Here is a 13,279-nt window from a genome sequence, read left to right on the forward strand (position 1 = left end):
GGGTCGCCGGGCCGGCCAGGCAGCGGCAGGTCGAGCGCGAGCAGGGGTCGGCCCGCGCGCCGGGTGGCCGACGCGGCGACCGCCAGCCCGTCGGCCCCGGGCCCCGTGCGCAGGTAGGCGAGCCGTCCCGGGCCGTCGCGCAGGACCTCGGCGAGGCGCGCCACCGCCGAGCCGCCGACGTCGGGCGCGTCGGCGAGCGCGGCGGCCAGGGCCGGGGCCGGCCGGTCGTCGCCGAGCAGGTGCCCGGCGATCCGGTCGGGGACCCGCAGCGACCTGGTCAGGAACGGCCGTTCGGGTTCCTCGACGACCAGCAGGCCGGCGGCGACCAGCGGGCCGGCCGCCGTGCACCGGGCGCGGGCGGCGGCGTCGAGCGGGGATCGCCCGCACAGTTCCAGCACCAGCCCCGGGCTCGCCCGTCGCCGGGTCACGTCGTCGTGCAGGTAGCCGTAGAGCTTCTCGAACCGCGCGTCGAGGTCGGGGGCCAACGCGACAAGCAGGATGTCCACATCAAGCGGGGTGAGCCCCAGACGGCCGGCCAGCTCCGCCAGCCGCGGCACCGACTCACCTGCCGCCCGCGCCGGCGGGTCGCGCGGCGGGTTCGTAGGGGTGGCGTCCGGGGACGTGGGCGGGCGGCGCAGCAGCGTGTCGACGTGCTCGTCGCTGAGGTACAGGCCGCGGAAGGCGTCGTCGGGATCGGGATCGGTGGCGCGTCGCGCCGCGACGGCAGCCCGAACCCGCTGCTCGACGGCGGCGAGCCGGCCCAGCAGATCGACGAGCGAGGGATCCCCCCGCACCGGCACCGCGCTCAGCCTCCGGCGGCCGGCGCCCCGGCCCGCCCGTCCCCGGCCCGCCCGTCCCCGGCACCACCGTCCCCGGCACCACCGTCCCCGGCACCACCGTCCGGGGCACCGCCCGTGCGGTGGATCCGCAGCTCGGGGCGGGCCTGCACGGGCGGGCCGGCGGGTTCGGAGCGGTCGGGATCGAACGGCGCGACCACGACCAGGTCGAGCGAGGGCTTGAGCTCGCCGCCGAGGGCGTTCCACACGTCGGCAATGCCCCGATCGCCGCCGGTGGGCAACGCGAGCTGCAACAGGACCGGCAGCGAACCGTCGGCGAGCGCGCCGCGCAGGTGGGCGGCGGGCACCACGTCGTGGCGCAGCAGCGCGCCGAGCAGGACCGACAGCAGCCGGTGCTCGTCCTGTGGCCGGGTCGTCCAGGCGGTGAGCAGGTAGGACAGCCTCAGCCGGCGCGGCGGGGGACGGCGGGCGACGATCCGCCCGCCGGTGTCACGGACCGGAACGGCCGCGATCTCCCGGCGGGCGACGTCCTCGCGGATGTCGTAGAGGAAGGCGTCGATGCACGGCGCGCTGCGCCGGGCCGCCCAGTCCCGGGTGGGCGCGTCGAAGAGGACCTCGGTAGCGCCGCCGGCGACCCCCTCGGCCGCGAGCAGCGCGGCCAGCGTCTCGTCGACGTCGTGGATCACGCTCCCACGCTCGCAGCCGGCGACCGTGGGCGGCAAGAGGCCGTCGAGCGCAGTGTGCTGCCCGATCGAGCAGGCCGCGGTGGGCGCAACGTCTGCACGCCGGGACGTTCCCGCGGCCACCCCGGCGGCGTAGCGTCAACGATCATGGCGACGTACACGGCCGCGCAGATCTACGCCTACGCCCGTGCCGCCGGCTTCGCCCCCGACCAGGCGGTGACGATGACGGCGGTCGCGCTGGCCGAGTCGGGCGGCAACGGCACGGCGCACGCGACCCGCGGCGAGGACTCCCGCGGCCTGTGGCAGATCAACATGAACGCCCACCGGCAGTGGTCGCACCTGGACGCCTACGACCCGGCGGTCAACGCCCGGCTCGCCTACGAGGTGTCCCGTGGCGGCCGGGACATCTCGCCGTGGACGACCACCCACGGCGAGTCCGACGCCCGCTACCTCGCCTACCGGGCCCAGGCCCAGCACGCGGCGATCACCGCCGGCGACGGCGACGGGCTGGGCAACTGGTCGGGGACGGCGGGCTACGGCCACCCGCTCGCCGCCGGCGGCGACGGCGCCGGGGGTGGCGCCCCGGTCAGCGAGAGCACCCGGCGGTTCCTCGAGGCCGCCGTCGCCCAGGCCGGTGACCGCTACGTCTACGGCGCCGAGGCGAACCTGCACGACGCCGACCCGGGCGCCTTCGACTGCTCGGAGCTGACGCAGTGGGCGGCCGCACAGGCCGGCGTGGAGATCCCGGACGGCGCCGCCGCCCAGTACGATGCCCTGCGCAGCCGCGGCCAGGAGATCTCCGTCGAGCAGGCCCTGCACACCCCCGGCGCGTTGCTGTTCCACCAGGACGCCAGCGGGTACGTCGGCCATGTCGCGATCAGCCTCGGCGACGGGCGGACGATCGAGGCCCGCAACTCGCGGGCCGGGGTGGGGATCTTCGAGGGCCGGGAGAACTGGCTCAACCGGGCCGCAGTGCTGCCGGGACTGTCCGGGCCGGTCGGCGCCGGGCCGGTCGGCACCGGGCCGGTCGGCACCGGGCCGGTCGGCACCGGGCCGGTCGGCGCCGGGCCGGTCGGCGCCGGCGGGGCGGACGCGGCGAGCCTGGCCTACCTCGGCTCCCAGCCGGGCGGGGGCACCGACAGCGACCACGACGGCCTCACCGACGCCCTGGAGGCCGTGCTCGGCACGGACGCGCACGGCACGGACAGCGACCACGACGGCCTGTCCGACTCCTACGAGGTGCTCCGGCTGCACGCGAACCCGCTGGCCGCCGACTCCGACCGCGACGGGCTCACCGACGTCATGGAGCTGGCGTCCGGCAGCAGCCCGACGAACCCGGACAGCGCGGGCACCGGCCGCCTCGACGGCGCCACCGGCGAGGCGGCCACCCTCGACAGCGACCACGACGATCTCACCGACGCCCTCGAACGTGTCCTCGGCACCGATCCGACCGCCGTCGACAGCGACCACGACGGGGTGACCGACGGCGCCGAGCACCTGGCGCATCTCGACCCGCTCGACGGCCATGACCTCGGCTCCCCCGTGCCCGGCGCGGAGCCGGCGACCGAGGCGGGCCCGGTCGCCGGGCTCGGCGGTACCCACCCGGGAGGCGCCGGTCTCGACGGCGTCACCCATGCATGACATCCGCCGGCCCCCTGCGGCTTTCAGAGCAGGCCGTGACGGAAGGCGTAGGCCACCGCGTGCGACCTGTTGCGCAGCCCGAAGCGGCGGGTGACGTCCTGCAGGACGTTCTTGACGGTCCGCTCCGAGTAGCACAGCCGGCGCCCGATCTCCCTGGTGTCGTGGCCCTCGCTGACCAGCCGCAACACGGTCAGTTCCCGTTCGGACATCCCGGAGAAGGTCAGCCCGCGCGGCGCCAGCACCTGCGTGGAGACCTGGCGCACCTGGGCGAGCAGCGGGCCGAGCAGGTCCGGCGGCAGGAAACCCTCGCCGGAGGCGGCGCCGCGCACGGCGGCGAGCAGCGTGTCCGGGGTGGCGCCGGCGCGGCGCAGCAGACCGACGACGCCGGCGTCGACGGCCGCCGTCAGATCGTGGCTGTCGAGGGTGGCGACGACGAGCACGACCGGCACGCCGCCCTGATGGATCTCGCGCACGGTCCGCAGGGTGCCGTCGTCCACGGCCTCGGCGCTGACAAGCGCCACGTCGACCCCGGGGGTCACGCCCGGGGACCCACCGGCCGGACCCGCCGTCGAGGCGCTCTGGCGGGGCACGAACGCCCGCCCGCCCGCCACCGTCCGGGCGGCCGGCGCGACACCGGCGCCGACAGGCTGGGCGGCCACGGCGGGCGGCGCGGCCACAGCGGCGGTGGCCACGGTTACCGGGTGGCGCCACGACCCCGCCGGGCCGCGGGCGGCCGTGACGGGGGCGGCGACCGGGCCGGTGACGATCTCGATGTCGGGATGGCTCTCCAGGTGGGCGGCCAGACCCGCCTGGGTGATCGGGTCACTGGCGCGGACCAGTACGTGCAACGCGTGCTGCATGGGACGTCCTCCTCATCGGGGCGCTCCACATATGGCACGGCCCGCTCAAGGTCCACTCATGCCGCGAATCCTCTCGGGCGACACTCATGACGCAACCCGGCGGGAATTCAACATCCGCGCAATCGGTATCCGCGCAATCGGTGCGCCTGCTCGACGCCGTCCTCGCCGAGGCGGAACGGTGCGGCCGCCCGGACCTGCAGGCCCGCCTCGCCCACGAACGCGGCCGGCTGGCCACGCCGACATGCCCGGTGGCGGTGGTCGGCGAGTTCAAGCAGGGCAAGGGCACGCTGGTCAACGCGCTGCTCGGAACGCGTGCCTGCGGGACCGACCCGGTGGCGGCGACGCTGCTGCCGACCCTCGTCCGCTACGCCCCGCAGCCGACCGCCGCCCTGCACGGCGTCACCGACGCACAGGCCGCCGCGGCGAGTGGGCCGGTTACCATCACCGCCGTGCACGCGGCGACGCAGGCTCCCGCCGCCGGGGACGACGCACCGGCGGCCCACGGCGCCGAGGTCGGCCTGCCCCGCAGGCTGCTGGCCACCGGCCTGACCCTGCTGGACACCCCAGGCCTGAGCGGCGGGCTGGCCGACGGTCGGGCCGCCGCGACCCTGCGGGCGGCCGCGGACGCCGACGCGGTGGTGTTCGTCACCGATGCCAGCCAGGAGCTGACCGCTCCCGAGCTCGACCTGATCCGCCGGCTCGCCGGGCTGGGCCCGACGGTGCTGCTCGCCCTGACCAAGGTCGACGTCTATCCCGCGTGGCGACGGATCCTCGCGACCGACCTCGCGCATCTGCGCCGCGCCGGGCTGGCACCGGTCGCCTTCCCGCTGGCCGCCCCGCTACGCCATCACGCCCTGGGGGCCGACCGGGCCGACCTCGACGCCGAGTCGGGCTACCCGGCGCTGGCCACGCACCTGCGCGACGAGATCGCCGGCGGGCGGCAGGCCCGGCTGGCGGCGGCCGTCACCGAGGTGGCCCGCGACACGGTGCGCCAGTTGCTCGGCGAGCTGGAGACCGAACGGGCCGTGCTCGCCGACCCGGCGGCGGCCCGGGCGCTCAAGGCCGAGCTCGACGAAGCGGAGCGGCGGGCGAAGGAGCTGACCGAGGCGGCCGCCGGGTGGCGGCGCACGTTGGCCGACCGAGGCCAGGAGATGGCCGCGCGGCTGCGGGACGACCTGGACGACCGGCTGCGCGCGGTCGAGTCGGCGGCGGCCGCGCGCATCGAGGCCGGCGAACCGGCCCGCGACTGGGATGAGATGCGCGGCTGGCTCTACCGGCAGACCAACGACGCCCTGCTGACCCACCGGCTGATGATCCGCTCCGAGGCGCAGGCGCTGGTCACCGCGGTCACCCGCGAGTTCGATGCCGACTGGGAGCAGGTGCGGGCCGCCGTGGAACCGACGCCCGCGCGTCGGCCGGCGGCGCTCGACGACAGCCGCGACCCGGAGTTCCGCCGCATCGGCGGCTTCGACCTCATCACCCACGGGGCCCGCGGCGGCGGCGTCGGGATGATGATCGTGTCGATGGCGGGGACCGCGGCGGGTCTCGTCGGGTTCGCCGCCGCCCCCGTCCTCGCCCCGGTCGGCCTCGGGGTCCTGCTGGTGCTGGGCCGGCGCACGATCGCCTCCATCCGCGAGAACGAGCTGCGGACCCATCGGGCGAACGCCCTGCGGGCCGCCCGCGAGTACCTGGCCGAGACGCGCCGGGTGGCCGTCCAGGACTCGGCCGGCAGCCGCGAGCAGGTCCTGCGCAACGTCCGCGACGCGCTGACGACCCAGGCCGCCGAGCTGGCGGTCTCCGCCCGGCGCAACCAGGAGGCGTCCGCCCGGGCGATCAAGGCCACCTGGGACGGTCGGCGTGGCCGGCTCGCCGCGGTCGACGCCGAGATCGCCCGGTTGCGTGCGCTGGCCGGCGCGACGACGTGATGAGCGGGGCGGACGCTCGGGACGGCGACCTGCGCGGGCAGGTCCGCGCGCTGCTGGTCGACGCGGCCGGCGCCTACCGCGCCAGCCCCGCCGAGGTGGTGCTGCGCCGGGAGCTGGAACGGATCGACGGGCCGCTGCGGGTGGCGATCGCCGGGCGGGTCAAGGCCGGGAAGTCGACGCTGCTCAACGCCCTCGTCGGCACGCAGATCGCGGCCACCGACGCGACTGAGTGCACCCGCGTCGTGACCGCCTATGCCGAGGGGGAACGGGAGGCCGCCTGGGCCCACCTGGCCGACGGCTCGGTGGTCGAGGCCGCGATGCGCCGCACCCCTGACGGCGGCGCCTTCGTCGACCTCGCCGGGACGGGCGAGGGCGCCGGCCGGGCGGCGCGGGCGCTGCGGGTGGAACTGCCGAGCCCACGGCTACGGCGGCTGACCCTCATCGACACCCCCGGCATCGCGTCGCTGTCCGCGGAGCTCTCCCGGCACACCGAGGACTTCCTGCTGCCGTGGGGTCGTGCGTCGACCGGCGGGGGGGACGGCGGGGGGGACGGCGAGACGGGGGACGGGCGGGGTGCCGGTGGGGCGGACGCGGTGATCTACCTGCTGCGCTTCCTGCACGCCGCCGACGTCGGCTTCCTGGAGTCGTTCCGGCGGACCGGCCTCGGCGAGGCCACCCCGGCGCACGCGATCGGGGTGCTGTCGCGGGCGGACGAGATCGCTCCGGGGCGCACCGAGTCGGTGGACCTGGCCCGCCGTGCCGCCGCCGGCATCGGCCGGGACGAACGGGTGCGGGCACTGGTCCAGACGGTGGTGCCGGTCGCCGGGCTGCTGGCGCAGGCCGGCAGCCGGCTCGCGCCCGACGAGCTCGCCGGGCTGCTGCGGCTCGGCGGCGACCCGGTGGCGGTGGTGGACGAGCTGCTGCTGTCCGCCGACCGGTTCGCCGGTCCCGCCGCGGACACCGGCGTTCCCGCGCCGCTGCGCGCCGTGCTGCTCGACCGGCTGGGCCTGGCCGGCGTCCGGCTCGCGGTCGCCCTCGTCCAGCTCGGGGAGGCCCGCGACCCGGCCGGCCTCGCCGCGGCGCTCACCGCCCGCAGCGGCCTGGGCGAGCTGCAGGCCCTGCTGCGCGGCCAGTTCACCGACCGGGCCGACGTGCTCAAGGCCCAGCGAGCGCTGCGCGTGCTCGACGACGTCCTGGACACCTGGCCGCACCGTTCGCTCGCCGGACTGCGCGCCCGCCGAGAACGGGTCGAGGCCGGCGCGCACGCGCTGGCGGAGCTGCGGCTGCTCGGCGACCTGCGCACCGGCGCCGCGGCCGGGCACGGGCTCGGCGAGGACCGGCGCGCCCAGATGGAACGCCTGCTCGGCACGGCCGGCACGGGCGTGCACGACCGCCTCGGCCTGCCCGCCGACGCCGGCCCCACCGAGGTGCGTGCCGCGCTGCTGACGGCCCTGGACGGCTACCGGCGCCTCGCCGAGAACCGGATGGCGGCCCGGCCCGTGCGCCGGGCCGCCGCCGTGCTGCGCCGCACCTGCGAGGGCCTGCTGCGCCCCGCCGCCGAGGGAGAACGGGTGGCTGAGGACGAACCGGGGAGGCCCGGCCGCTGACCGACGTCGCAGTGGGCCGGCCACGTCGCTCAGCCGTTGCCGGCGCCGGGCCCCATCAGCCCGGTGGTAGCCGCCGTGGTCGGCACCGCGGTCGGCGTCGGCACCGCGGTCGGCGTCGGCGTTGGGGTCGGCGTTGGGGTCGGCGTCGGCGTTGGGGTCGGCGTCGGGGTCGGGGTCGGCGTCGGGGTGGGGGACGTCGTCGGCGAGGAGCTGCTGACGGAGTCGAAGGTGGCGGTCGTCGACAGGTCGGCGTCCATCGTGAGCTGGCAGCTCGCGGGGTTGATGCCGGCGTTGGGGCACGCACCGGACCAGCCGAGGAACCGGGCGGTCGAGTCGGCGGCGGCATTGAGCACGACGCCGTCCCCGGCGGGCACCTCGACGGAGCAGGTCTGCCCGGAGTGACAGACCGCCGTCGCCCCGGACACGGAACCCGGGCCGCGCACGGTGATCCGCAGCGTGTGGGTCGACGCGGCGGCCGTGTAGGTGGCGCTGTAGTCGGAGGTGCGCCCGGCGGTGTCGGTGACCCGCACGCTGACCGTGTAGGTGCCGGCCGCGGGGAAGGTGTGCGGGGCGCTCGACGCGGCCTGCGGCGGGCCGAACGTCCCGGTGCCGGCGAAGTCGAAGGCGTAGCCGGCGATGTCGGCGGAACCCTTCGTCGACGCCGAGGCGTCGGCGACGACCGCGAGCGGCCCCGACCCGCCCTGCGGGGACACGGTCAGCCGGGCGGTCGGCCCGACGGCCGGCGCGCCGACCGTGACCCGGGCGGTGGCCGTCGACGATCCGGACCGCGCGTCCGTGACCGTCACCGTGACGGTGTACTCCCCCGCCGTGGCGTAGGTGTGGCTCGCCGTCGCGCCGGTTCCGGAGGTCCCGTCGCCGAAGTCGATCCGGTAGCCGGAGATCGCCGCCGAGCCCGCCGAGGAACCGGTGGCGTCGACGGTGACCGCCAGCGGTGCGTCCCCGCTCGGCGGCGACACCCTGACCCGCGCCGTCGGCGGCACGGGCTTGTCCTTGTCGCCGAGCTTGTCCTTGTCGCCGGGCTTGTCCTTGTCGCCGGGGACGCCGTTGCCCCCAGGCCCGCGGGTTCGGTCGCCGTCGTTCCCCGGCGGTGGCGAGGTCGTGGTCCGCTCGTCGCCGGCCACGGTGATCACGGCTGTCGGCGCCGCCCGCCGCCCGTCCGCGAGCGTCACCTGCGCCGTCACGGTGAACATCCCCGGCCGTGACCAGGCATGGGTGGCCAGCGCCCCGCTGCTCACCCCGTCGTCACCGAACGCCCAGCGCACCGCCGAGACCCGGCTGCCACCCGTGGCCACCACCCGCATCGACACGGGTTCGCCCACGGCCACCCGTGACCGCGACACCGCGACCGCGACGGTGCCGGTTTGCGGCGTCGGCGTCGGCGTCGGCGTGGGCGTGGGGGTCGGCCGGGGCGTGCGGGTCGGCCCGGCCGAGGGGACCACCGGCGTCGGCCCGAACCCGTCGGGGCCGTGGCCCTTTGCGCCGCCGTTGCCGTCCCCCCCGTCGACCAGGCCGGCGCCGGGGCGCGCCGGGTCGTACTTGCGCACCTCGACCGGGGTGCCGTCGAGGCGCACCACGCCGGCGGCCGCGCTGTTCGGATCGTTGTAGAAGACGAACGAGCCGCCGGGCACCAGTTCGAAGCGGGTCTTCGCCGCCACCACCTGGGCATGCGCGGGCCGCGCCCGGGGCCGCGACAGGTCGACGACGTGGACCTGGCCGGAGGTGAAGTCGGGCACGAACACCCGGCCGGCGACCTCCTGAGGCGCCCCGAACGTGTGCCCGGCGGCGGCGAGGTCGGCGGCGACGGTGTCGCAGGTCCCCCGGCGCAGGTCGCTGACCAGCAGCACCCCGTGTAGACCGGAGGCCACGTAGACCCGCGGCGCCGTCGGCGAGCCCGCCACCGCCGCGGTGGCGTCCCCCTGTCCGCCGGCCAGGCAGGTGGCCGGCCGCAGCCCGCCGTCGTCCTGGATCTGGCGCACCGAACCGCCCTGCACGACGACCGGCCGCCCCGCCGCCAGGGTCAACCGCGCCGTGTTCGGGCTGACCGCCCGCGCGTGGCGCCGCACTCGGCCGTGGTCCAGCGACACCAGGTCCCCGCTGTCGGCGTCGACGAGCCACAGCCGCCCGGCCGCGTCCACCACCCCGCCGCCGGCGTTGATCCGCGAGGCCACCGACTGCTGCGCGCGGGGGGTGAGCGTGTGCGCGTCCGCCGTCGTCACCAGGCCGGACTGGGCGGTGAACGTGAAGATGTCCCGCCCGCCGGGGAACACCGACAGCCGCTGGCCGGGCTGGGCGAAGCGGCCCTTGCGCGATTTTTCGTAGGTGGCGCCGTTGATGCGCACGACCGTGCCGGTGACCGCGTCCGCGACGAAGGCGTCAGCACCCGACTGGGCGGCGGTGAGGTCCGACTTCCCCGTCGCGACCGGCACGCTCGCGATCACCTGCGAGGACGCGCCGTCGATGAGCGCGGCCTGACCGACCCGGGAGGACACCAGCCAGGCGGACCCGTCGTCGAGGGCGAAGCGGACGGCCCGGTCTCCCCGCCCGGCGGCCAGGACCGCGCCGGCGGCGACCACCGCGACGAGCGCGACCACGGCGACCAGCACCCGGCCGAGTCGGATTCGTGATCTCATCGTTGCGCTCACTTGTCCCGCTCATCCGAAGGTGTACGTCGCGTGGTCGGGTTCGCCGGGCACGTCATCTGCGCGGCAGCAGCGGACGCGGGTCGATGGCGGCGACGAGGCGGCGGACCGGCCGGTCGGTACGGCGCAGCTCGCGGCCGGCCGCCGTCGCGAGCTCCCAGGCCCGCCCCGCCTGCGCATCCTCGGGCTCGGCCACCGCGAACAGGGCGGCGGTGACCAGCGGGGCGAGCTCACCGACCCGGTCTGCGGCCCCGGCGCCGCGGGCGGCCCGCACCCGGTCGACGACCTCGTCGGTGGTGAAGGCCCGCGACCGGCTCACCCCACGTTCCGCCAGCCGGTCGCGAACCTCCAGCCAGGCGCCGGCGATACGAGCAGCCGTCGTCCCGGCGCGCCGCCGCCGGCGCCGGCGGCGCTTCTCACCGACGATCGCGAGCGGGCTCACCACCGCCACGGCGAGCAGCGCCAGCAGCACGGCCAACGCCGTGGTCCGTTCCGCCCCGCCCCCGCCCGCGCCGCCCAGCTCGGCCAGCCGGTCCAGCTCGGGGGTGATGATCGCGGCGGCGGTCTGGGCCTGGGCGGCCGACGAACCGTCGCCGCCGGAGGGCAGGTCGACGTCGTCCGCCGGCGGTCGGCTGCCGAGCCGCCTGGTGTCGGTGGGGTCGAACGCGACCCAGCCGAGCCCGTCGAGGGCCACCTCCGGCCAGGCGAAGGACTGCAGGGACGTCACCGTGAAGGTGCCCGGCGCGGGCTTGAACCGGTCGTCGAGCAGGTAGCCGACGGCGACCCGGCTCGGGAACCCCTCGACTCGGGCGAGCAGCGCGAACGCGGTGGCGAACTGTTCGACGTAGCCCCGGTGGTCGGCCCGAGCCCCCTTGGGGGACAGGAAACGGTTCAGCGCGCCGTAGGAGTGCCCCGGCCGGGCGTCGACGTCCACCGTGAAGGCGGCGGGGTCGCGTAGGTACTCGGCCAGGGCGGTCAGCCGCTCGTAGGGGGTGGTCGCCCCGGAGGTCGCCGTGGCGGCGAGATCGCCGAGGGCCGTCGGCAGGCCGGACGGCAGGTTCCGGTAACGCTCGGTCGCCGGCCCGGTCGCGGGCTCGGCGGCCCGCAGCCGAGCCGTCGTCGGCGCCGGCACCCGCGCGGTGAGCTGGTAGCGGTCCCCCGCGCGCAGCGGCCGCTGCGCGGCGAGCACCCCGGCGTCCGGCTGGAAGGCGTAGTCGACACTCGCCGCGTCGGCGCGCACGGGCCGGCCGATCGTGGGCAGGAACACCCCGCCCGGCGCCTCGACGGTCACCTCCATCCGCGTCTCGGTGCCCGTCGCCGTGTCAGGGCCGTGCCCCTCCGGCAGGACCCGACCGCTGCGGACGAACCGACCGTCGGTGCGCCAGCTCGCCCCGTCGAAGTCGGCGAGCGTGAGCGTGCGCAGTCGCCTGGTGGCAACCTGCTTGCCGGCTGCGGCCAGCCGCACCGTGAACAGGGTCTGCGCCCGCGCCGCCCGATGATCGGCCTTGATCTGCACCAGCGGGTTGAGGGAGGTGGTGACCTCCACCGGCGGGGTCCGGTGCTCGCGCGGGTCGAACCGGTCGGCTCCCCCGGCGATCGGCAGGACGCCGGCGGCCACCGTGCCGAGGATCGCGGCCACCGCGACGACGGGCAGGCCGAACGCGAGCCGGCCCAGAAGCGGCCGGGCCCGGGCGCGGCCTTCTCGCCCGACGAAGCCGGCCAGCGCGCCGCGACCGGACCGACCAGCCCGGCCCGGTCCGGCAGCCCCGTCCGCGTCCGGCCCGCCGGATCCCTCCCGGCCTCCCGCGGGGGGGCTGTCCAGTTCCCCCGCGGCCGGGTCGACGCCGGGCAACGCCACCGCGCTGACCCGCCCCGCCGAGGCCAGCCGCGCCACCCGGACCACCGCGAGCAGCCCGGCCGCCGCAATGATCAACCCGGTGGTCGCCAGCAGCGACCGGCCCCGGGCGGCGGTGAACATGAGCGCGACGACGAACCCGAGCACCGGCGGCAGCAGCGGCGCCAGCACCGAGTCGGTGCGCACGACGAGCACCGCGGCCACGAACGCCACCGCCCACAGGACCAGCACCGGAGTGACCAGCAGGTCGCCCTCGGCCTCGGCGGGCAGCCCGACGGTGAGCATGCGCGCCCACCCGTCTCGCGCGGCCGCACCGAACGCCGACAGGACGTCCGGACCGTCCGCCAGCCGACCGGCGAACGGCACACACACCCCGAACACCAGCGCACCGAGCACGCCGGCAAGGCCGACCAGCAGCCCCGAACGCAGCCGGGCGGCAGCCACACATCCCGCCGCGCCGGCGACGGCCACGGCCGCGACCAGCACGAGACCCGCCCGTCCGAACTCCCCACCGGCGAAGAAGGTGGCGAACGCCCCCGCGGTCAGGGCGCCGAGGAGGATCACCAGAGCGACCTGGCCGGCTCGGTAGGGGCGGCGCGGGCCGGGACCGGCCGGGCGGCGCGGACTCGGCACGATCCACCGCCAGCGCGCCAGCCGGCGCCGCTGCGGCACCGGTCTCGCGCCCGTCTCGGCCTGGCCCGTCGTGTCCGGCGGCGCCGAACCACCATGCGGCACCGGACCACCATGCGGCACTGAACCACCATGCGGCGCCGGACCGCCCGGCGGCAGCGGACCACCCTGCGGCAGCGGCGCCGGGCCGAGCGTGGTTCCCGGCCCCGTGGCCGGGGACTGCGGGGAGGGCTGCGGCGGCGGCGCCGGGGGGACTCTCGCCGACGATCCACGCCGGCCCAGCGGCGCGGTCCCGGGGGGTGGTCCGGCAGGGGCCGGCGGCCGTGCCCCGGGCGAGCGCTCCGGCGAACCCGGTCGCACGAATCCGGACGGGGCCGGCGGCGGGATCCCGGCCGACCTCGACGGCGCGGAACCCGGCGGTGCCGACGTCGCAGGACCGGACGGGGCGAACGGCACGGGACGCGGCGGTGTCGAGGGCGCGCGGCGCGGGGTGGCCGGCGGCGGGGTGGCCGGGATGGCCCCGGGCGGCACCTGCGGCAACGGGAGGCGCGGTGGCGGCGGCGCCGGCGGGCCTGCCCACGCTTGCCGCGCCCACGTTGGCCGGCCCGGCGCACCCCCGCC

Annotated in this window: 7 protein-coding genes and 1 pseudogene; 3 read left to right on the forward strand and 5 right to left on the reverse strand. The window is 77.3% G+C overall.

Annotated elements, in window-relative coordinates:
• Positions 1–800 (reverse strand): annotated as a pseudogene (locus tag FRAQA3DRAFT_RS36015) (ATP-binding protein); the annotation flags it as partial.
• A gap of 5 nt (positions 801–805) precedes the next feature.
• Entirely contained in the window at positions 806–1,483 is a 678-nt protein-coding gene (locus FRAQA3DRAFT_RS12360; RefSeq protein ID WP_009739367.1) for a DUF4255 domain-containing protein, read from the reverse strand.
• 144 nt (positions 1,484–1,627) lie between these two features.
• Between FRAQA3DRAFT_RS12360 and FRAQA3DRAFT_RS12365 the strand changes: the two genes are divergently transcribed.
• On the forward strand, positions 1,628–3,121 hold the full coding sequence (locus FRAQA3DRAFT_RS12365; protein ID WP_009739368.1) for an NlpC/P60 family protein: 1,494 nt from the start codon (positions 1,628–1,630) through the stop codon (positions 3,119–3,121).
• A gap of 23 nt (positions 3,122–3,144) precedes the next feature.
• Here FRAQA3DRAFT_RS12365 and FRAQA3DRAFT_RS12370 read toward each other — a convergent pair whose 3' ends face one another.
• A complete protein-coding gene (locus FRAQA3DRAFT_RS12370; RefSeq protein ID WP_009739369.1) occupies positions 3,145–3,981 on the reverse strand; it encodes a response regulator transcription factor in 837 nt (278 codons plus the stop codon).
• A gap of 140 nt (positions 3,982–4,121) precedes the next feature.
• Here FRAQA3DRAFT_RS12370 and FRAQA3DRAFT_RS12375 point away from each other — a divergent pair, with 140 nt between their 5' ends.
• Both FRAQA3DRAFT_RS12375 and FRAQA3DRAFT_RS12380 read left to right on the forward strand, forming a co-directional pair.
• Positions 4,122–5,906, forward strand: coding sequence for a dynamin family protein (locus tag FRAQA3DRAFT_RS12375; protein ID WP_232292021.1), 1,785 nt, complete (start codon positions 4,122–4,124; stop codon positions 5,904–5,906).
• The gene (locus FRAQA3DRAFT_RS12380) at positions 5,906–7,513 is read left to right on the forward strand and encodes a dynamin family protein (protein ID WP_009739371.1); all 1,608 of its coding nucleotides are present in this window, start codon (positions 5,906–5,908) and stop codon (positions 7,511–7,513) included. The genes FRAQA3DRAFT_RS12375 and FRAQA3DRAFT_RS12380 overlap by 1 nt, the downstream gene beginning before the upstream one ends.
• Positions 7,514–7,542: 29 nt before the next feature.
• On the opposite strand, the gene FRAQA3DRAFT_RS12385 is transcribed toward FRAQA3DRAFT_RS12380, so the two are convergent.
• A complete protein-coding gene (locus FRAQA3DRAFT_RS12385) occupies positions 7,543–10,164 on the reverse strand; it encodes a PKD domain-containing protein (RefSeq protein ID WP_009739372.1) in 2,622 nt (873 codons plus the stop codon).
• A 64-nt stretch (positions 10,165–10,228) separates the two neighbouring features.
• A complete protein-coding gene (locus FRAQA3DRAFT_RS12390) occupies positions 10,229–12,763 on the reverse strand; it encodes a transglutaminase domain-containing protein (RefSeq protein ID WP_232292022.1) in 2,535 nt (844 codons plus the stop codon).
• Positions 12,764–13,279: the final 516 nt, after the last annotated feature.

It is taken from the genome of Frankia sp. QA3, from assembly GCF_000262465.1.
In the GTDB taxonomy this organism is placed as follows: domain Bacteria; phylum Actinomycetota; class Actinomycetes; order Frankiales; family Frankiaceae; genus Frankia.